The following is a 20271-nucleotide window of genomic DNA, read 5'->3' as shown; positions in this document are numbered from 1 at the left end:
AACGAATAGCTTCGTAGGCAAACCACACCGCAGAACCAATTGATAGGAATTGGGCAAATTGCAGAATCGGATCAAGTCGCCAGCTTTGGAAGAGTAAAATGCCACCGCAGAGCAAGGCCACTGCCGCGAAAAAAATGTCATGGTCTCTAGCCAAATTCGGACGAACTGTGCGCAGAAAGTACAGGCCTACTCCTGCTAAAGCAAGGGCAATGCCCAATATGCCACCAAGTCCGAGGCTCCAATTTAACATTGCTATTCTCCGTTGGTATGTCCCTATGTTAGCGAGTCCAAGAACAGATTCTCCACTGAAAATTCCACAAATCCAGTGGGTGAAAGGCAGTTAATCTAACAATTCTGACGCTCGATAGAGAAATAGCGCTTAGGGCTAACCTCAGCACCGAGCAGGCTAATTGCCCAAACCAACCGCGAATTAGAGTTCACACTCAAATGGCATAAAGCTGTCCTGCCGACAAAAAAGTCATGGCAAGACAGCCAAGGATGTCACTCCTACTAAACCTGGGATAAGCAACAAGGGGCAGCAAAGCTATTGCCCTCATCGCCTCAATTCATCCCATGAATGTAGCTAGGAACGCTGAATTTTATCTTTTTGGCTGATGAAGACAAGTCCTACGACCACGGGGATCACAACGATCACCACACCTGCCAGCAGGCTGTAGAAGAAATTTACTAAAGATGGAGTCATGGTGTCCTACCCTTGCTAGTAATGCTAAATAACTGAGGCTTCTGCACTAGATCATATTATCGACTCAATGACGCTTTTGGAAAGCAGGGACAGGATTCAATTGCTCTCGGTCGGTGGGGCTTTGGTTGACGATTCTGGTGTACTTGCTGATGCATCTGGATCCCCATCTGACTGGGGTTGGAGTGTCAAACTAGCCGCACAGTACTGCAACAATAGGTCCAGGCGATGGTTGATCTGCTGCTTTCGCTGTTGGGCTGTGGTGGGTTGCCGCGCAGCTTGCAAAAATACCCCATCGGTTTCGAGTAACCTTAACTGCTTGTTGATTTCCGTATGAATGGATTGAAGCTGCGTACTGAGGGATGCCTCAAGCGTTTCTGCCAACAGCACAATTTGCAATTGGAATATCTGCTGAATTTCAGCAATTGCTACTCGTAATTCGTGCGGAGAGGCGTCAACGAGTTGGACTTGTAGCTGCTGGAGACGCTGCTGGAACTGCCGATAGGACGAATCAAACGCTGATGCCATGAATAACCAAAATCAGTAGAAACGAATTGATCAATTTGGGTTAAAGTATTGTTAAGTACTCTGTATACATCGTTAGTAAGCCCCGCTCTGCAACCGGTTAGCTTTTTGTTAGATTATTAAATTTTTTATACAGTCAATTTGTTGAACGTGGTCCAAGCTCAGGCAGAACCGATTTGTTATTCATCTGAGCAATAAGCCGTAGAAGTCTTCATTTCTAAACACTTGCAGCAGACAAAGCCGGTTTTCAATTCCTGATCCCAGCGGATCCCAGCATTTGATCTTCAGCCATGTTGAAGTCAATGTCGAGGCAGGTTTTAGAATCGCTTTCTACTCGGAACTCGCTCAAATCCCTTAGAATCAGCAAACATCCACTCAATAGTTTGGCTCCTTTACCCACTTCGGGCTTGACAGCATGAACGTAGCAACTCTGACTTTTCCAACTGATATTGCACTTCCTGAATGGCTGCAAGCTTGTTTGCTAGAGTATCGCTCGTCAAGTGGTAGCAACTCAGACGCTCCTTTGGCTGATGCCGATTTAATCTGCGAGGCGTTTAACTTTGCCTACAGTCTCCACGAAGGGCAATACCGAGCCTCTGGCGAACCCTACATTGCCCATCCGGTAGCCGTAGCGGGGCTACTGCGCGATCTCGGAGGCAGTGCCGCCATGATTGCGGCTGGCTTTCTGCACGATGTGATCGAAGATACTGACGTTACCGCTGAGGAAATTGAGCAACGCTTTGGGATCGAAGTGCGACGACTGGTGGAAGGCGTCACCAAACTCTCTAAGTTTAACTTCTCCAGTAAAACAGAACGGCTAGCTGAGAACTTTCGTCGCATGTTTTTGGCAATGGCGCAGGATATCCGCGTGATTGTCGTCAAGCTGGCCGATCGGCTGCACAACATGCGCACGCTGGAATACCTACCGGATGAGAAGCGTCGCCGTATTGCCTTGGAAACGCGGGAAATCTTTGCGCCGTTGGCGAACCGATTGGGAATCGGACGGTTTAAGTGGGAACTGGAAGATCTGGCCTTTAAGTATCTAGAACCAGAAGCCTATCGGGCAATTCGGCAGCTAGTAGCCGATAAGCGTATCGATCGAGAGACACGCCTAGAGCGGGTTGCCACCACGCTGCAGGAACGGCTCGATCAGCTAGGGATTCACTGCTATGACATTAGCGGACGCCCGAAGCATCTGTATGGCATCTATGAAAAAATGCAGCGGCAGCAGAAAAGCTTTGAAGAAATCTATGATATTGCCGCCATCCGCATCATTGTGGAAACGAACGACGAATGTTACACCGCAGAATTTTCCGGCAAGGTATTGTCGGGGCGGATTTGGGCTATCGCTATGCTACCACTCAGCAACCAGAATAGACCGCCGCCGTTGATTAGCCAAAAGATTAGCCAGAATTTGAAGTCAGAAAGTTTCATAGCATTCAGACTGTTCTGCACTGAACGTTAGCCTCGTTAACCCTACTGCCCTTTGGCAACCAGATTGGTGGACGCAGTTATCGGAACAGGAGTTAAAACACTGCCGCCTGCAATATCCTTACCTTGCCAAATCGGATCGTCTGAAAAGCCGATGCCTGAGAGCTTGTTACTGTTAGAGCCATCTCCCAGCAGGTTATTTTGCACAATATACTCCAGTGAGTTAACAGCCAGGTTCAGGTCAAAATTCTGCACGAAATTAGCCGTGATAGTAAACCTTAGCCCGAAAATAGTTTTATCGATCCCCGGTTGAAATTCATTCACCGGTTCTTGGAAGAATCTGTACTCCAGGGTTCCAGTTTGAGCGAACGGATCATAGTTCAGTAACTCTGCTCGCAGATTCAGTGACTCATACGATACTTTGTTATCAGATTGAAAAGGCACAACTAGATTAGAGCTATTGATGCTCTCTAAGCGTCCTGAGCCAGATGCAAAATTCCCAATTGCGCCGGTAAACAGACCTGTGAGGTTACTGCCTGCCTGATCGGAGATGGGATTCCCATCGGGTGCGGTAGAGAAGAGTTTAAATTGAGCCGAAATATTGGTTTCGTCGGTGCCGGTAATCGAGTATTGATTTCCTATGCGGGGCGGAATGTTGACCTCGAAGGTGCCTAGCTGTTTAGCTGCGGCAAAATTACTACTGGTATCGTTGATTTGATTTGCCTGTAGAGCAATGCTGTAGCTGCCGTTGTCGGCATTGTCCCAACTGCCACCCGGTGGCGTGATCCGGTAAATGACAGTCCGGGTTGTACTATTGCTGCTGTCATTGGCAATCACTCGGGTGACTAGCTGGGCACCATTGGGGCTGATGACTTGAAGATCACTATCGTCGATGCTGGCCGCATTGATAGTCAGATTATCTCTGTAAACAACTGTCAGATCGCGAGTGTTGGAATCAACGCTGAGCAGATTAGCCGTGGGCGCTTCCTGATCGGACACAGGTGTTTGAGAAATATTCACCTGAAAATTACCTAACACGCCTGGGGCGACGAATTTACCACTCGTATCGCTCACCTGATTGGCTTGTAGCGTGATGCTGTAGCTGCCGTTATCCGCACTATCCCAACTGCCTCCCGGTGCTGTAATTCGGTAGGTGACACTCCGGGGCGTGCCGTTTCCGGTATTACTAATAGAAACTCGACTAGCAAGTTGATTAAATCCATTTGTGCTAGTGACTAGAATGTTGTTATTAGTAAGGCTATTGACGTTAACAGCTACATCATCGCTGTAGGTGACCGTAAAGTCATAGCTACTATTGCCACCAACCGAGAGATTCGTAGCGCTGAGACTGGCAGTAGGATTCGCTGTATCAACTGGTGGGGCAGCTACCTGGAGGCGATAACGGCTGTTGCCGGCTTGGTGCAGCACTCGGACAAAATAAATCCCTGGCTTTTGGCTGCGGCCTTGTTTAGCGGCTGGAATCAGCTTTAAGTTAGCATTGCGCTCTTTCCGCCCAATCTTTCTAAAATCGAGCTTGCCGATTTGACGCAGAACCTGGGCAAGGGGACGCTTCAGCGCATAAAGCTCAACTGCACACCGACCTTTCCCCGGTTTGGTCAGGGTCAGATCCAAACGGCTGCGCTGCTTTAGGCTGACGCGGTACAAATCATCTTGATCGGTTAGCCCAACTTTATTTGTTCGACTGATGGGCGAACTTAAAACGCCCAGATTCTTCGCACCCCTTAGCTTATTATCTGCGTTTGACATAGATCCTACCTTTGAGGTTTTCCCGTTCAGGCCAATGTGAGGGTGTAACTTCTTCCTAACACTTATTGGGTGGCTTATGGCGATTTATTCACCAATTGTAGGAATGCAATCACATGTTTCTGTTTAATTCCTTCAGAAGTACAGCTCATCCGGCAAATTTGACAGGCATTTATGCTCGCCCTAGCTCTCAGCCGTCGATTCGTATAAAGCCAATTGCGCTATGCCATTGCACGGACTGATTGGTCAGTGATCGGGTAAAGGCTTGACGTATGGTTTTGAGTTCTGCGGTAGACAAAACCTGAGCGAGGCGGTCACGGTAGCTAGGTCGGTCTTTGCCTGGGCTAAACCAGCGTTCAATCATTGTGGAGGTAATCTGGATGTCAGTTATAGTTTGTTCAATCTCAGTTCTGATTTGGCGATGGTCGATGTCAGCTTGTTTTCCTAACTGACTCACTAGATCTTCCACGTTCCAATTCACCATCACATCTGAAGAGTCGGTATAAATTGCTTCTTCTGCCTCAACCAAACGTTGATAAAGCTTGCCGGAAAGCGAATTAGCCTCGATCAGGGCATAGAGCCGCTGGGTGTGACGAGGAAGGGTTTCTGCTAAGACAATTGCTCCCTCGGGCCGCAGTAGGTGCAGCCATTGCTGGAGCAGTCCAACTTTATCCGGCTCCGTTGATAGCACATTGCGCCCAATCAATCGATCAAACCGGAGGTCAGCCTGGGTAAAGTGAGCCAATAGATCTTGCCGGACCATTGTCAGAATGGTTGGACGAATCAATTCCGGCAGTAAGGCTGCTTGCTCCGTTAGGGCCGCCGCATCGGTCGGATTGGGGGCACAGGTATAGACACCTCCTTCGGGCACAGTGAGTTGTTTAAGACATTAGACACAAAAGAGCAACGAGTGAAACTACTAGAGTTTGAGAAGCAGTTATTCAAGATTGCCAAACAACTTCCAGCCGATTCACAGTTGCACAGTAATGATTCTAAATGGATGAGTCGCTTCGCAGAATGGGGAGCTGCCTATACTGCGCTTAAACCTGACAAATTCAGCGACGCCAATCAGTCTTCCAACTTCTTCTTCAAAACGATCTGGGATGCTAAAACGGCTGAAGATGCTCAAAAAGGAACTCACGAACTAGCCAGTTATCTTAGTAGTTCGGCAACTTCAAGTACATTACAGTTCTACCGTGACGTAACAGTATTAGTTGGTCATCTTCAGTATTTCATCGATGATGTAGGAGTTGAATTTACTGAGGCAATCCACAAGTTGGCATCCGTGTATGCATCTTTAAGTTCATCTTTGTCTTCTACATCCAACCTAGCATCCAATTTCTTTTTAGACCGTTTATGGCAGATTCAGAACACTGCTGGGGATGTTGTTGATTTAATCGATATTGTTGATGCTGGGCAAAAATTCTTGAACTTTATTGGAGAGGTTAAGAACGCCGGAACAGCAGCAATAACCGAGTTGATTGACTACTCTGCAAGAGCCTTAGAAACGTTAGGACAGGTTCCCGCATTAGCAGACAGCATCGGAGATGGCCGCTTCATCGAACCGTTTTTGGAGTTGGTACGGCTGCACTTTCAATTGGTATCTGCCAATGAATTACCAGAATCAAACAGCTTCTTGTCTGCTATACGGAACGCAGAAACTCCTGAAGCCTTGAGCGTTGCAGCCAATCAGTTCCAAACCAAAATAGAGACTTTAACCGAGCAAGGAAACGTCATTGCTCAAAACTCTAGTACACTGAATGTCTCTCAAAGTGTTCCGCTTACGGGACCAGATGTTGATAGTTTGATTCAAGCACTGACTACAGGTGATGACTCAAGTAATCTACTTGAGCAATACATTATTTATGATGTTTCCCTCGCCTATGAAGCTGATATAGGTGATTCTAATTCAACATCGGGTCCATACCTGGCTCTGACCACTACGGATGAGAATCTCAGCATAGATGAACTGTACAATGTCGGACATCAGTTTGACCATCGCACCATTGAAGGAGATACATATCCCTATGCATTAGTTCTCCATGAAGGGCAACTCACGTATTATCCTGAGGGGGTCAATTATACCCTTCATCCAGGGGATAAAGTTCTATACTCAGCAGCGTCCAACTCTCAATTTCCACTCGCGTTACTGCAAAATTACATTACTGAGAACGTTGTTGAACCGTTACTGGATTTTAATGTAACGCTCGGTCAATTTGTGCTTGGCGCTATCTATCAGTTTTCTGTTAATCAAAGTGAACCCCTTACAACACTCTTATCGTTGGATCCAGAAGTCCAGCAGTGGTTTGAAAAGGCAGAGGTAGGAGCTGAAGAAGTTTTACCCGATACAGTTGCGTTTCAAGCAGGTCGTTTATTAGGAGACGGAGCGGCGATAGTCGCTGGCATCCTCGAAATCATAGGAGGAATAGGCATTGGGGCTGGAGGAACCGGAGCTGGATCAACCCTTTGCCTCACTGGAGTGGGATGTATTGCAGGAGCACCAGCCGTCGCAGTTTCAGTTGCAGCAGGTGCAGCGCTGGTTGTGCAAGGCGCAGGGACAGTTGAGGCGGGTGCTCAAGGAGCCATCGAGCGAATCGCCACGTTGATGGCTATAACAGGTGGAGGATCTGGAAGTGCGCCTCTACCCGGTGATCCCGTTCCAGGAATTGAAGGGGCAATATATGGTAGAAGCCGCAACAACAGTTCCAATCAAGCAGATATAGATTATGAAATCAGGGTAACTGGCAAAAATGCAGACGAAGAGGAGCTTGCTGTTTATGTGAATGGCAAAGAGTTCGATTGGTTCGATGGAACAACTTTGATAGATGCTAAAAACTGGAACAAGGGTGGAATCAATGATGTAACTAGAACAGATCCCTTTATACAAAATGTTAGACTTCCTAAGATTATTCAGGATGCCATAGGTCAGGTCAAGGCATTACGTGGAACTGGAGCTACAGGAATTGAGTGGCGTGTAGCAGATGAAGATATCGCTCGAGCGTTGCAAGATCTATTCGATGATACTGGCATTAGAATTACAGTCAAACACTACTAATAATTTATTGAATTAAGAGCAATGATGAACTACGTTATCCACTTCATGTCTTTCTATCCGCACACAGTAGAAGTTATCTATCAGATTTTATCTTGTCCTACACTAAAGCAAATTCTCTTTCCTGCAAAACTTTATATCCAATCTGATGTAAGTATTGAGCTTTCTACTCCTGATGATTTTTGCATTTCTCAGCTTCCTAAAGAATTTTCTAATGAATCTCTAAGCAATATTCCTCTCTTTGGGAACAATGGTATTGAGTTATTTTCAACAATTTATTTTGATGAGAGTCCTACACCACATGTATTTGGATTAAAGTTCACAAGCGAACATATACGAACTAAACAAATCTGTTTTGAATCTTTGAAAAACTTGTTCACGGAGGCAATCCCAGCTTTTCAGGCTCATCACGGAGCTGTTTATGGTCGGCATCTGAATCGCCAACTTTATCCAGCCCCAAAGATTAGATACTACACAGACAAAAACTACAAATCTTATCCGCTTAGAATAGGATGGATGACTTATTTTGGTAAACCAATGTTAGAGTTCTTAAAGCCTGAACGCTTTATGCAACTGCATACCTGTTCCATGGTGTTGGGAAACTCGCGGAGATGGTGCTGCACCTGCTCTAGGCTGTCGTATCCATGCAGAGCTAGCGCTGCTGGGTTAAACATCAAGATGTTGCCCTGCGGATCGGCGATCACCAACCCCTCAGTCATGCTGTTAATCACGGCTTCTAGCTGTCCGAGGCTGGTTTCTAGCTGCTGGAGCAATCGTTCGCGTTCGACTTCAAAGCGTTTGCGGTCGCTGATATCGATTGACATCCCGCCCAATAGGGAGCGTCCGGTTGCATCTTTGAGCGGAAATTTGACCGAAAGGTAATGGGGCTGATCATCATCGAGCGGATTTAGCTCAACCACTTGAATCATCTGCCCGGATTGCAAGACGGCCCGATCATTGGCTCGAAATGTTTGAGCGACATCAGCGGCAAAGAAATCAAAATCGGTTTTACCCAGCCACTCGGCCAGAGGGCGGTTAAAAGCGCGCTCCACGCTGGGATTGACATACACATAACATCCCGATTCATCTTTGATGTAAGCATTGATGGGACAGTAACTCATAAAGCTTTGAAACAGGGCTTGGCTGGCTTGAAGTTCTTCTTCAGTCTGTTTCCGCTCTATAAACTGCCCAATCTGGCTGCCAATAGCTGTCACCATCTGCAACAAGTTCTGATCGGGTTCTTGATATCGATCGCTAAAGCATTCAATGACGCCTAAAATATCTTGATTCAGCGAAACCGGAAACCCAAATACGCTGCGCAGCCCCACCTCCAGAGCAATCGCCTTTCTCGGAAAAGCAGCATCTTCAACCAAATCGGGAATCCATGTGGCTTGACCCCTTTCCCAGATCCGGCCCGGTAAGCCCACGCCTGTGGTAAAGGTCATGGTTTGGTTGGCCTGGATCAAGGCCGCGCCATCCAGCTCAGGGGAATACCAGCCATGCAGATAGCGTAAAGTTTGGGTCTGCGGGTCAACTCGCCAAAAGCAGCCCATCTGCCAACCCAGGCTTTCACAAAGCGACTGCAAGACCAGAGGCATTGCATCACTAATGGTAGTTGCCTCAGCCAAGGCTCGTGCGATGGTGTATTGAATGGCCAACTGCTGCTCGGCTCGTTTGCGTTCGCTGACATCGAGAATGAAACTGATAATTTGTTCTGGGTTATCTTCTAGCAGCGCTGTTCCCACGACCACCGGCACACGCTGCCCTTGCTTGCCAGTGAATGCTTTTTCATAGGGTGTATTTTTTCCTTTGGTCAGCAATTCTTCATAGGCAGACCTATCTAAATATTTCAAATCTGCTGGTGTCATCTCATCCCAACGAATTCGTCCGGCTACTAGATCGGCGCGAGTGTAGCCAACGCTATTGAGAAACGCATCGTTAGCATCGGTGATAGCGCCATAAATATCTGCTGAGACTACGCCGATTACGTTGGAATCTACCAGACGACGAAATTTAGATTCGCTCGCTTTTAGCTGCCGTAGGCTCGCTTTAGTTTGCTGTTGGGCACGACGCAATAAACCAATCAGGGTGCTAATCAGAACACCTTCTAGCAGAAAAATAATTGTTCTGCTACTACCCACCGTATCGAGCGAGAAGGCATCGGTGGGAGCTATAAAGAAATAGTTAGCTAGCAGAGCTGACAGCACCGTTGCTATAATGCCGCCTCGCCGACCTCGATACAGAGCTGCAATCGGTACAGCGCCGAAAAATAATAGAAATGGGGTTTCGGTCATCCCTAACCAAGGGTTGAGGCCAATCATTAGCAGGAGAGCCGTGACGACACTTCCGGTGGCAACGACGCAATCTAGGGTGAGCGAATTGAGCTTAGGCATGGTCAACAGCGAAGGTCAGCAGCGCGGGTCAGCAGCGGAGGGTTATTTCACGCCACAGGCAGAAAATCGGCAAAACGATTGCCGTACAACACCTCCGTACTGATTTTCTACCATCAGACAGAGAAAGGAATCTACCGCTAGAGCGAAATTTTAACTTCCTGTATAGGGCACTACTTCTAAGAAATTTCTCATCCATACTTCATTGAACGTTCATGAGGGAGGTCTCATCAATCCTTCATTGACAATTCACACCCCTTTGGCAAGCTGTAGGCATAAAACTAGCGGTGAAAAGGTAGGTCTTATGCAAGTATGCGTGATTGGAACGGGATATGTGGGTTTAGTGACTGGTGTATGCTTAGCTCACGTCGGGCATGATGTAGTTTGCGTAGACAAGGATGAAACAAAAGTAGCGTTAATGCAGTCTGGACAGTCTCCGATTTACGAGCCGGGATTGTCGGAGTTGATGAGATCTTCTATGCAGTCTGGGAAGCTATCGTTTACGTCTAATCTGGCAGATGGGGTTGCCCATGGAGAGATTTTGTTTATTGCCGTGGGTACACCAGCTCTACCCAGCGGTGAAAGCGATACGCGCTATGTAGAAGCAGTAGCTCGTGGCATTGGTGAGCATTTGAACGGTGGTTACAAGGTAATTGTGAACAAGTCTACCGTACCCGTTGGGTCTGGTGATTGGGTCCGCCGCATCGTCATGGATGGAGTTGCAGAACGTCAGGAACTGATTGCTGGATTTGATGTGGTCAGTAACCCCGAATTCTTGCGTGAAGGCTCTGCCGTTTACGATACCTTCAACCCGGATCGGATTGTGTTGGGTAGCCACAGTGATCGGGCCATCGCCTTGATGCAGCAACTCTATGAGCCAATCGTCAATCGCCAGTTTGCTGCCGACCCATCGCTGCCGCCTGTTCCCGTGGTAATTACCGACCTAGCTTCGGCAGAAATGATCAAGTATTGCTATTCATTTGTGTTCCTTCAAATAAAACTGACATCGCCTTTCGCCAATGAAAAACCTAAACGAGCTGTAAGTGGAAATTTCGGCTACAACAATATATTGTGCTGACGGGCGATTAGCATACTACTATTTGTGGTAAAAATCCAGCCGCCGCGAACAAAATCACCGAAATTTTTCACGAATATTTTCAAACCATCCAACAACCCCCGACCGGCCGGAACCCGCACCGCTTTTTTGCTGCATCCGCATCGATGAAAGGGCCAGGCCGCAGGCCACCGCCCAAACAGGTGTCCTAACCTCCGCAGCAAGACCTCCGAAATATGAAGGCTCCAGAAAACCTGCTCGTGTAGGTGCATCAAATACTTGTTCGGCGATCTCGACCATCCCGCGAGCCATCGATCCCCCACCGGTCAAAACAACGCCGCCGGGTATTTGCGCTCCTGTCGCCGCCGCTTCTTGTGCTACGTGCTGCAAAAGCTCAATGGCACGCGGTTGCATAATGTCGCAAAGGATCTCCCGCGAAAGACCTCGGAGTTCGCTTCTGCCGACCGGCTGGATCTCTATGGTCTCTTTACGCTCCTCATCATCCAACAAAAAGCCTGCAACACAGCCGTGTAAATGTTTGATCTTGTTCGCCTCTTGGATCGAGACCCGCAGCCCGACCGCAATGTCTTTCGTGAAATGAAGCCCGCCGAACGGAAACACAGAAGTGTGCTGAACCGCTCCGCGGCCAAAGATCATCATGCTCGTGATCTCGGAACCAATATTTACAACAGCACAACCGTATTCTTTGTCATCATCGGTAAGAGTAGCCTCTGCGGCTGCCAAAGGTTCGAGAATCATCCGCTCAACCTCAAGACCTGCTCGACGCACTGCTTTTTCCAGATTCTGACGTCCGGCACTTGGCCCGCTTACGACGTGAACCAAGGCTTCTAACCGAGTACCACTCATCCCGACCGGCTCGGTTATTCCATCTTGTCCGTCAATAATGAATTCTTGGGGAAGCCGATCAAATATCTCCCATCCCGATGGTAATTGGATAGCGCTGGCAGATTCGATCGCCCTATCGACGTCTTCGTCTGAGATCTCGCGGCCCGCACCAGCGACAGCAACCACTCCGCTTTTGTTATCCCCTCGAAAGTGTTCGCCGGAAAGGTTCACTACCGCAGAGCCTGCCTCAAGCCCGCTCGAACGTTCGGCATCATTCAAAGCCTTCCGCACCGATTCAGCTACCGCCTCGGCGCTAGTAACGATACCGCGACGAAGCCCCTTTGATTCCGAGTCGCCAACGCCGACGATCTTCATTGCATTTCCTGAAGTCGCTTCACCTATAACGCACCGGACCCTACTCGTTCCAATGTCCAACCCAACTGCGTGGATCTCGCCTTTCATAATCGCCTTCCTATTTGACGTTTCGGGGAACAAGTCTAAGATTCGTCCCGACAAGGATAACGCCTTCAAACGTTTCACCCTTTCCAGCGATCGCAGCCAGACCATTCTTAAGATTCTCGCCGAATCTCTCACGGCCGACAGAGATCACTACTCGCTTGCCAGAGTCCTCAGATACCGCTACTGGGTCACGCATATCCGAAAGATCTACCGAGACCACTCGGGAAGCAAAACCGGCGTTCCGCCATTCATCCAGCATCGTTCTGTACATTCTCAACCGCTTACGATTTGCCATATCCGCTTGCGGTGACGCCGTCTCATCCCAGCCGTTTATCGAAAAAGGAAACAGGGACTCCGCATTCACAGCGGCCGTTATAACCACGCCGTTCTCATCCACAAATACCGGGCCATTCCGCAGAGTGACGATCGCCGCCGGCGTTTTCTCGGCAACTCTTACGCTGATACCGTTCGGCATTATCCGCGCTACTGAAGCAGATCGTATCCATGTCAGCTTCTCGATACGCATCTTTATTTGGTCGAGATCAGCATTCCAGGAACCGGTTTGCTCGACCTCGCTCCTTACAATGTTTCGGATCTCATCAGCAGATGCTCGATCGTTTCCTTTCACCTCAATACTCCGGACCCGAAAAAAATCGGATGCCGCAACAGCGCGGTACCCGATCGCCGCAAGTGCACCGAGACATATGAGCAGACAAAAACTGAGAAAATAAGGCAGTAGCTCACGAGCAGTCTTTTCAGGCGGTGAAACGGAACGTCCCGCGCGCGGACGTCGCCGTGATGCCGCTTTTCGTTTACTTACTGCCCGTTGCTTTGCTTTTAACGGTTCTTTCTTTTTTACCTTTACCTTCGACATCGCATTAGATCCGATCGTTTGCCGTCAATTGAGCTCCCCATTCCGAAGAAGGTCGAGTATCTCATCCGATACGCGTGTGACATTCCCAGCTCCGAGTGTGATGACAAGATCGCCTTCTCGGAGTTCAGGAATCACCTTTTCGGCGGCAGTTTCAATATCTCCGATATAGTTCACATTCTTGTGCCCGTATTTCTTTATATTCTCGGTCAATGCCTCGGCAGTAATACCCTCGATGGGCTTTTCACTGGCCGCATAAATATCCAGGACATAAAGGACATCGGCGTTGTTAAAAGCCAAAGCGAACTCCTCCATCAGCTCCTGCGTTCGTGAAAATCTGTGCGGCTGAAACACTACGACTGTTCTTCGCCCGCCTGCCGAATTCTTCGCAGCAGCGAGCGTTGCCAAAATCTCCGTCGGATGATGTCCGTAATCATCGACGACCGTAATGCCATTCGCGTCGCCTTTGAATTGGAATCGACGATTTGCATTTACAAATGTCTTGAATGCCTCGGCACCGATCCGATCACCGCTGGCCACACGAATTGAACAGTATCCCGACTGGCAAGGTAAGCCTCCGACCCAACCCGCCCAAGGCGATCTGATTTACCCAGACTGGTTTGCTGGCGAATGGCTGGTCACGACCACACTGGTAGACATGACCGCACCGCTCGCGCCAGAGATCGTGACACCCGGATTTGAGAGTAACCGCCAGTTCCTCAACCAGCCGATTCACTTTCAGGTGCGATTTGTTGAAACTCAGCCGTCTGGATTGATGCGCGTCTCCGCTCAATCGAAGCTTCAATCGAAGCATTGGGTATCCGATCGGGCATACAACGGGATGCAGCTAGCGAAAGCCTATTTGGGTGAGCGGGCAGTGCAGGCCGTCAAAGTTGATCCCGCTAATCCAAACCGCCAGATTACGCTCCTCAAGGGCGACCGGCAGTTAGTTTCTACTGTCACCGAGCGGGCCACTGAAACACCTACGCCGCATGAATTTATCACAACTGAGTTCTTCCAGCAGGAATTTCGCGGTGCGCCCCAACTTTATTTCAACGAAGTCGAAAACACCACGGCTTACAGCTATCAACCCAATCCTGATCAGACTGACCAACCGCTCATTGTTGCCGATCAGATTACGGCTATCTACCTGTCGCCGCAGGATCCCGACTATTTCAAAACCCTTGTCAGCGACAATCCCTTTTCCTCGCCCCGTCCGGTGGCTCTGTATCGCTATCGGATGGAATTTCGCCAGCCTGCTATGGTGTCCCGCTCCTACGCGGCTGCAACCGCCCCAACAGTTCCTTCAACTCAGTCAAGTTAGGCCGTTGGCCTCCATAGCGCCAGTGCACATAGGCTTGGGAGATCTCGTTAATCGCCTTTGCCTGTTCGTTGGGGTAACGGGTCCGACAGTCAGCCGCATATTCTAGAGGAGTTTGGGCGGCCTGTTTCTGAAGTCCTTGCTGTGCCAGATATTGCAGCATCTGTTGGTAGATGGCCTCCATCGGCGGCAGGTTGGTCAACCAGCGACGATAGCGCCATGCCTGCCAAGCGCTCCATCCCAGCCAGCCCAAAAACGCCAGACCAGTAATCAGGCCAATGCCGAAGAGCATACCTACCCAACCTTGGGAAAACAAAGCCGTTAGCGCCATTAACCCCCAGCTCAGTCCAGCCGCTATTTGCTCGAACAGTTGATTTAGCCAACCAGTCAGTGGCGAAGGTAACCAGCCAGCCACCCAGTTCCAAAATTGCTGCAGAACACCAAAGCTGCTGGATTCTTCGATCGAAGCCGGCAAAAGTTCGTGGCCGGGAATTGGATCGAAAGCGAACCAGCCGTATTTATGAAAATATACTTCTGTCATGGCATGGGCATCCATATTACGGACTACGTAGAATCCGGTGAAGGGATTGAATCGACCAGCGCCAAATCCCATCACTAGCCGAGCTGGGATGCCAATCGAGCGCAGCATTACCGTTAGCGTCGTCGCGAAATGATCCGGGTAGCCGCCGTTGTATTGGGTGAGAAAGGCCAGTGCTAAATCTTCATTTGGTTCAAAAAAGGGCAAATCCGGCTGAATTTTGTAGTTTTGCTTCAAGTACTGAGCCAAATAAAGTGCTTTTTCGTAGGGCGTAGTTAGGGGTTTAGGAGCGCGGGCCAAAATAGCTTCGGTTTGCTGCCGCAACGGTTCTGCCACCCTCGATGGCAGCTGCAAATAATAGGTGCCGATTGAGGCGGGTGGACGGACAGGAGCTTGGTTAAGCCGTGTCCGGTCCCGATAGGGGACTTCCGAAACAACGGTATAGGTCAAGCCTTCCGACAGGGAAACGGGCGACCGCAATCCGCCTTCCTTGTCCATTGCCACTACGTTAGTCGGGAAGTAAAGTTCCTTCGGTTCGTACAAGACGGGAATCAAATTCGGCAAATCTGAAACAACCGTGTAGGTTTGAATCACTTCTTTTGTGCGGTTTAACGTCACCGACCACGGCAGACTAAACCGAAATGACCACTCGGGCCGCTCTAGTTTTTCAACCTGTTCTTCAGCGTTGCGTGAGATTTCCCATCCCTGGCCGGTGTAGCGATCAAACGCCAACACGCGCCAAAAGCCTGGTGCCTGAGAGCGAACCCGCATCACTACTCGCGGCGTCATCGTGCCCCGCAGATTTTGATTGATTTTGCTGTTGAAGCCGTAATAGAAGTCTTTGTTGAGTTCACCTGGCCCCGTCGCTGAATTCAGTCCTGGGGAACTCCCACCGCTACCTGTGCCATTATTTCCTTCCTGGACATAGCCTGGATTGATAATGGTGCTACTGTTGTACTGCTGTGGCAACGGAATCGGCGCACTCACTGGAAAGGAACGCAACTGATAGCCTGGTAAACGCGGCATCATTAGGAAAATGATCAGCCCCAAGCTCAGCACAATGGCCAAAAATTGCCCGAAGCGCTTCGACGTCAACCCTAAACCTAGGTGAACACCTTGAGTTGGCAACCCCAACCGCGAACGGTAGTCGAGCACCAGCACGGGAATGGCAATCGCCAAAAACAGCAGCAGTAGGGGAGCAAAAGTTAGGGTTTGGCTAAGAGTGGCCGCCACACCCAGCAAAATTAGGCCAATCACCACCGAGTAGCCCAAATCTTTCCGGCGTGGCAGATCGAAGCTATGAAACACCTGAAGATGAATCAGCAGCGTTGCTAGAGCTAGTCGCGTATCGTTGCGCTCTCCCCATAGGCGCACAAAAAAGACGCCTAGCGCAATCAGCATGGCGATGGCAATACAAAATTTGACAGCCGTTATATAGCGCCGTCCCACATCTCGATACAAGTTGCCCAACTGCTTACCCACACCTTCATCCAAGAGCTGGTGAATCGCGCGGGCTTCGGCTTCTGGCAGCAACTCGGCGAGATTGTCCCGCAATGCTTCTAGGCCATAAAAAACCGGGTGGTAGTCGTCCTCTTCTAACGTAAAGTCAATTAACACTGCTCGGTCATAGAGTCCGGCAAAGGCTTGTTGCTGCGCCGCAAAGGCACGCTCGACGTCGGGCAAATCGGGTGGATAAGCAGGGTGATCAACCGTGCTGCTGGGGTAAACCTCATGCAAACAGGTGACGGCCAGTAAACAGGGAATCTGGGGATATTGCCGCCGCAGTTGTTGAGCAATGTGACGCAACGTATCTACCGCAAAGTCATTAACCTTCACCGTTAGAATCAACACTCTAGCCCGCTGGCTAGACTGCTTCAGGTTGCCAATTAACTCTTGGGTGATTACCTCTGTTTCCTGAGTGACATCCCCCAAACCCACCGTATCGGTGAACACGAGCAGCGGCAAATCTTCAGACGGATAGGCATAGCGCTGCATGTGCTGGGTGTGGGGACGAAAGCCCTGACCGACAATCTCTGCCGAAACGCCGGTTAGCCCCCGCACAATCGAGCTTTTACCAGCCTGCGGTTTACCGATCAGCAGCGCTTCAGTGGTGGGCAGTTCAGCTCGGACCGTAGCCAGAATATTAGCCATCTGAGCTTCATCAATGCTGAGCCACCCAGTGATAGTCTTCGCCATTAGTTCCAGCGGCAGCGCTTTGCGTAAACCACTAGAGGCGTCTTTGAGTAGGCTCGTAATCTGCTGTTTCAAATCGGGATGCGGTTGGGAATTTGGTTCAGCGTTGTGAGGCTCAGGCATGGATCTGTTCCTCGTCAGGGACGCTTGTATTGTAAAAGATTAATCTGCTTGCCCTAAAGTGCAGATGCCCGCACAGGACTCCTGTCGCTAAGTTATTTTCTAGGCTGTTTAAAACGCAAAAATCCCCCCAATCGGGGGGATTTACTTAGACTAAAGCTGAGACAGGATTAGCCATTGATAGCAGGAGCCGTCAGGGCTACTGGAGTCGCTTCACCCGCCGCCAAGTCCAACGGGAAGTTGTGCGCATTCCGCTCATGCATCACTTCCATCCCCAGGTTCGCACGGTTCAGCACATCCGCCCACGTGTTCACTACACGCCCTTGACTATCCAACACCGACTGGTTGAAGTTGAACCCGTTCAGGTTGAACGCCATCGTGCTGATGCCCAACGCCGTGAACCAGATGCCCACTACTGGCCATGCTCCCAAGAGGAAGTGCAGCGACCGCGAGTTGTTGAAGCTGGCATATTGGAAGATCAACCGCCCAAAGTAGCCGTGCGCCGCCACGATGTTGTAGGTCTCTTCTTCCTGCCCAAACTTGTAGCCATAGTTCTGCGACTCGGTCTCGGTCGTCTCACGCACCAGCGAAGACGTCACCAAGCTCCCGTGCATCGCCGAGAAGAGCGCGCCACCGAACACACCGGCCACACCCAGCATGTGGAACGGGTGCATTAGAATGTTGTGCTCCGCCTGGAACACGAACATGAAGTTGAAGGTGCCGCTGATGCCCAGAGGCATGCCATCACTGAAGCTGCCCTGTCCAATCGGGTAGATCAGGAACACGGCAGTCGCCGCTGCCACCGGAGCCGAGTAGGCCACGCAGATCCAAGGCCGCATGCCCAAGCGGTAGCTCAACTCCCACTCCCGACCCATGTAGCAGAACACGCCAATCAGGAAGTGGAACACAATCAGCTGGTAGGGACCGCCGTTGTAGAGCCACTCATCCAGAGAAGCGGCTTCCCAGATCGGGTAGAAGTGCAGCCCAATGGCATTGGAGGAGGGCACCACGGCACCGGAGATGATGTTGTTGCCATACATCAAGGAGCCAGCCACGGGTTCGCGGATGCCATCGATGTCCACTGGAGGGGCCGCGATGAAGGCGATGATGTAGCAGATGGTAGCAGTCAGGAGGGTGGGGACCATCAGCACGCCGAACCAGCCGATGTAGAGGCGGTTGTCGGTGGAGGTGACCCAGTTGCAGAACTGCTCCCACAGGTTAGCGCTTTCGCGCCGCTGTAGTGTTGTTGTCATAATTCCGATGAGTGCTTAATAAACAACTGAAATCTATGTATGTGAGCGAGTTGCCTCAACTCATGTCTTTAATATTAAGGAATATGTTGAGATTTGTAAAGTACCGTCAGAATCTTTTTACTACTCTCAAGATTTCCTTAACAATTTGCAATCATTCAACCTGGAGGCCAGGTCATCCTTCTGCCGCCCAATAGGTGCAAATGCAGATGGTACACGGTTTGGCCGCCATCCTCGCCGGTGTTGATCACCACCCGATAGCCGTTCTCTAGCCCAAGTTGCTCGGCTACCCGCTTTACAGTCAGTAACAAATGCCCCATTAAGGCATGGTCTTGAGACTCAGCATCCGAGAGTTTAGCAATCGGCTGTTTGGGAATCACTAGTACATGCACCGGAGCCTGCGGATTAATGTCTCGAAAGGCCAGACAGAGGTTGTCTTCATAGATAATGTCGGCTGGAATCTCGCGGCGGATTATCTTGCCGAAAATCGTGTCATTGCTCATAGCAGTTCGCTCATAGCAGTTCACAAAATTAAACCAAAAAAACGGTAATTTGCTGCCATTCTAAAAGTGAGGAAGACTAGAACTTTAGTCAATTTGCTCTCCTGGTCTCCAAGCGATGCAAGTACGTGGGATGACCTATCACACAGCCTATGCCGGATTCTTCCATGAACTATCAACGCGCCCTAGAGAGTTTAGAGCAGAATCTTGCTCAGTTTAATCAGCACCAAGCTGAAGCCCTCAAAGTTCATAGCCAGTATCTGAATAATCAACTGGAGTATGCCAAGCTCGTGTTTCAGTTGATGCAGCAGAATCAGACGTTTGCCAGTCAGCCGCTAGAGACTCAAGCTACTCTAGCTGGCAACCTGGAGCGCAGTATTCTCAAACTGCACGACCATCAAGCCGAGACGCTGCGGATTCATGAACAGTCTCTCATGCACCATGCTGAATGCGGCAAGCAATTTTTCACGCTACTGCAGCAGCAGTATGGTTTGCTAGCTGGAGATCAAGTCACAGCGGAGTCGTCCTCAGCGACCCCGGCAGTGGCTCCACTCGATCCGGCTGTGCCAACACCTCAGCAGGCGGCACCTCAGCAGCCCATTCCTCAGCAGGTTGCCTTACAGCAGTCTGCGTTTCAGCAGCCGGTTCTCAAGGCTGAACCCGTGATATCTAGCGGCTCTGCAGCGGTGATGACCGCACCCTCGACTCGTAACGGACATACTGCCGTTCTGCCTGCGCCGACTTCAGCGCCAGTTGAACCGGTTGCCCCTGCCCAAGTGACAATTCACGCCGAGATCACAACTGAGGTCACAACCTCCCACACCGAGATGACAACGGCTGAAATCATTGAAGCAGCTGATACTGCCTCTGTTGTGGTTCCCGCCAGCTCATCGGATCTGGATCCGAAGCTGAGCGAGATGCTGGTGCAGATTGTGAGTGACAAAACTGGCTATCCGACCGAGATGTTGGAGTTGGATATGGACATGGAAGCGGACTTAGGCATTGACTCAATCAAGCGGGTGGAGATTCTCACCTCGCTGCAGGAGTCGTTGCCAGAGATGCCCAAGCCCAATCCAGAAGAAGTGGTGGAAATCCGCACGCTGGGCCAAGTGGTTGAGGTCATCCAAAAACTGCTGGCTACTCCGGTGCTGGAAAAAAAAACAGCGTAGCGCCGCTTGAATCACCGATTGTACCCAGCGTTACTCCGCTTGAGGAACAGGTCGAGGACACCATCGAAGCCATTGATGGCATTGAACG

At 49.9% G+C, this 20271-nt stretch carries 16 protein-coding genes and 1 pseudogene; 5 read left to right on the top strand and 12 right to left on the bottom strand.

Annotation, left to right across the window (positions count from 1 at the left end; translation table 11 throughout):
* Window positions 1-7: 7 nt before the first annotated feature.
* The 3 genes and pseudogenes from JVX88_RS44195 to patD all read right to left on the bottom strand — a co-directional run.
* A pseudogene (locus tag JVX88_RS44195) lies at window positions 8-250 on the bottom strand (Ycf66 family protein); the annotation flags it as partial.
* A gap of 333 nt (window positions 251-583) precedes the next feature.
* Window positions 584-703 carry a photosystem II reaction center X protein gene (psbX, locus tag JVX88_RS18175; RefSeq protein ID WP_072009694.1) on the bottom strand — a complete coding sequence of 40 codons (120 nt, stop codon included), beginning with the start codon at window positions 701-703 and terminating at the stop codon, window positions 584-586.
* A gap of 96 nt (window positions 704-799) precedes the next feature.
* Complete coding sequence (gene patD, locus JVX88_RS18170) at window positions 800-1228, bottom strand: heterocyst frequency control protein PatD (protein ID WP_211619594.1); 429 nt, start codon at window positions 1226-1228, stop codon at window positions 800-802.
* A 412-nt stretch (window positions 1229-1640) separates the two neighbouring features.
* Between patD and JVX88_RS18165 the strand changes: the two genes are divergently transcribed.
* Window positions 1641-2690: an HD domain-containing protein gene (locus JVX88_RS18165; protein WP_317134386.1), complete on the top strand. Its 1050-nt coding sequence runs from the start codon at window positions 1641-1643 to the stop codon at window positions 2688-2690.
* A gap of 11 nt (window positions 2691-2701) precedes the next feature.
* Here the strand turns inward: JVX88_RS18165 and JVX88_RS18160 are convergent, their stop codons facing one another.
* Both JVX88_RS18160 and JVX88_RS18155 read right to left on the bottom strand, forming a co-directional pair.
* Window positions 2702-4423, bottom strand: a complete 1722-nt coding sequence (locus JVX88_RS18160) for a hypothetical protein (RefSeq protein ID WP_211619592.1) — start codon at window positions 4421-4423, stop codon at window positions 2702-2704.
* Window positions 4424-4610: 187 nt separating this feature from the next.
* Window positions 4611-5291 carry a hypothetical protein gene (locus JVX88_RS18155; protein WP_211619590.1) on the bottom strand — a complete coding sequence of 227 codons (681 nt, stop codon included), beginning with the start codon at window positions 5289-5291 and terminating at the stop codon, window positions 4611-4613.
* Window positions 5292-5330: 39 nt separating this feature from the next.
* Here JVX88_RS18155 and JVX88_RS18150 point away from each other — a divergent pair, with 39 nt between their 5' ends.
* On the top strand, window positions 5331-7475 hold the full coding sequence (locus JVX88_RS18150; RefSeq protein ID WP_211619589.1) for a hypothetical protein: 2145 nt from the start codon (window positions 5331-5333) through the stop codon (window positions 7473-7475).
* 518 nt (window positions 7476-7993) lie between these two features.
* Here JVX88_RS18150 and JVX88_RS18145 read toward each other — a convergent pair.
* Window positions 7994-9865 (bottom strand): PAS domain S-box protein, encoded by a 1872-nt coding sequence (locus tag JVX88_RS18145; RefSeq protein ID WP_211619587.1) that lies wholly within the window; start codon window positions 9863-9865, stop codon window positions 7994-7996.
* A 301-nt stretch (window positions 9866-10166) separates the two neighbouring features.
* Between JVX88_RS18145 and JVX88_RS18140 the strand changes: the two genes are divergently transcribed.
* Window positions 10167-10940 (top strand): nucleotide sugar dehydrogenase, encoded by a 774-nt coding sequence (locus tag JVX88_RS18140; protein ID WP_211619585.1) that lies wholly within the window; start codon window positions 10167-10169, stop codon window positions 10938-10940.
* A 54-nt stretch (window positions 10941-10994) separates the two neighbouring features.
* On the opposite strand, the gene ftsA is transcribed toward JVX88_RS18140, so the two are convergent.
* Genes ftsA through JVX88_RS18125 form a run of 3 tightly spaced genes read right to left on the bottom strand, consistent with a single transcriptional unit; the run spans window position 10995 to window position 13632 of the window.
* Window positions 10995-12224 (bottom strand): cell division protein FtsA, encoded by a 1230-nt coding sequence (ftsA, locus tag JVX88_RS18135; protein ID WP_211619584.1) that lies wholly within the window; start codon window positions 12222-12224, stop codon window positions 10995-10997.
* Between the two features lie 10 nt (window positions 12225-12234).
* The gene (locus JVX88_RS18130) at window positions 12235-13095 is read right to left on the bottom strand and encodes a cell division protein FtsQ/DivIB (protein ID WP_211619583.1); all 861 of its coding nucleotides are present in this window, start codon (window positions 13093-13095) and stop codon (window positions 12235-12237) included.
* Window positions 13096-13119: 24 nt separating this feature from the next.
* Window positions 13120-13632 carry a glutamate ligase domain-containing protein gene (locus tag JVX88_RS18125; RefSeq protein WP_211619581.1) on the bottom strand — a complete coding sequence of 171 codons (513 nt, stop codon included), beginning with the start codon at window positions 13630-13632 and terminating at the stop codon, window positions 13120-13122.
* Between JVX88_RS18125 and JVX88_RS18120 the strand changes: the two genes are divergently transcribed.
* The gene (locus JVX88_RS18120; RefSeq protein ID WP_211619579.1) at window positions 13595-14416 is read left to right on the top strand and encodes a DUF6816 family protein; all 822 of its coding nucleotides are present in this window, start codon (window positions 13595-13597) and stop codon (window positions 14414-14416) included. The genes JVX88_RS18125 and JVX88_RS18120 overlap by 38 nt on opposite strands.
* Here the strand turns inward: JVX88_RS18120 and JVX88_RS18115 are convergent.
* The 3 genes from JVX88_RS18115 to JVX88_RS18105 form a co-directional block, all read right to left on the bottom strand.
* The gene (locus tag JVX88_RS18115) at window positions 14352-17267 is read right to left on the bottom strand and encodes a transglutaminaseTgpA domain-containing protein (protein WP_211619577.1); all 2916 of its coding nucleotides are present in this window, start codon (window positions 17265-17267) and stop codon (window positions 14352-14354) included. The genes JVX88_RS18120 and JVX88_RS18115 overlap by 65 nt on opposite strands.
* A 167-nt stretch (window positions 17268-17434) precedes the next feature.
* The gene (gene psbA / locus JVX88_RS18110; protein ID WP_211619576.1) at window positions 17435-18517 is read right to left on the bottom strand and encodes a photosystem II q(b) protein; all 1083 of its coding nucleotides are present in this window, start codon (window positions 18515-18517) and stop codon (window positions 17435-17437) included.
* A gap of 155 nt (window positions 18518-18672) precedes the next feature.
* Window positions 18673-19017 (bottom strand): histidine triad nucleotide-binding protein, encoded by a 345-nt coding sequence (locus JVX88_RS18105; protein ID WP_211619574.1) that lies wholly within the window; start codon window positions 19015-19017, stop codon window positions 18673-18675.
* Between the two features lie 149 nt (window positions 19018-19166).
* Here JVX88_RS18105 and JVX88_RS18100 point away from each other — a divergent pair, with 149 nt between their 5' ends.
* Window positions 19167-20183: a phosphopantetheine-binding protein gene (locus JVX88_RS18100; RefSeq protein WP_211619573.1), complete on the top strand. Its 1017-nt coding sequence runs from the start codon at window positions 19167-19169 to the stop codon at window positions 20181-20183.
* Window positions 20184-20271: the final 88 nt, after the last annotated feature.

This window comes from Leptolyngbya sp. 7M, from assembly GCF_018128485.1.
The sequence above is the reverse complement of the archived record's forward strand: the minus strand, read 5'-3'. Positions and strand labels throughout refer to the sequence as shown.

Coding starts and splice junctions, on each gene's coding strand:
- JVX88_RS18100 (WP_211619573.1), top strand. CDS start 19,167: ATGCCGGATTCTTCCATGAACTATCAACGCGCCCTAGAGAGTTTAGAG.
- patD (WP_211619594.1), bottom strand. CDS start 1,228: ATGGCATCAGCGTTTGATTCGTCCTATCGGCAGTTCCAGCAGCGTCTC.
- psbA (WP_211619576.1), bottom strand. CDS start 18,517: ATGACAACAACACTACAGCGGCGCGAAAGCGCTAACCTGTGGGAGCAG.
- JVX88_RS18165 (WP_317134386.1), top strand. CDS start 1,641: ATGAACGTAGCAACTCTGACTTTTCCAACTGATATTGCACTTCCTGAA.
- ftsA (WP_211619584.1), bottom strand. CDS start 12,224: ATGAAAGGCGAGATCCACGCAGTTGGGTTGGACATTGGAACGAGTAGG.
- psbX (WP_072009694.1), bottom strand. CDS start 703: ATGACTCCATCTTTAGTAAATTTCTTCTACAGCCTGCTGGCAGGTGTG.
- JVX88_RS18140 (WP_211619585.1), top strand. CDS start 10,167: ATGCAAGTATGCGTGATTGGAACGGGATATGTGGGTTTAGTGACTGGT.
- JVX88_RS18145 (WP_211619587.1), bottom strand. CDS start 9,865: ATGCCTAAGCTCAATTCGCTCACCCTAGATTGCGTCGTTGCCACCGGA.
- JVX88_RS18115 (WP_211619577.1), bottom strand. CDS start 17,267: ATGCCTGAGCCTCACAACGCTGAACCAAATTCCCAACCGCATCCCGAT.
- JVX88_RS18130 (WP_211619583.1), bottom strand. CDS start 13,095: ATGTCGAAGGTAAAGGTAAAAAAGAAAGAACCGTTAAAAGCAAAGCAA.
- JVX88_RS18160 (WP_211619592.1), bottom strand. CDS start 4,423: ATGTCAAACGCAGATAATAAGCTAAGGGGTGCGAAGAATCTGGGCGTT.
- JVX88_RS18105 (WP_211619574.1), bottom strand. CDS start 19,017: ATGAGCAATGACACGATTTTCGGCAAGATAATCCGCCGCGAGATTCCA.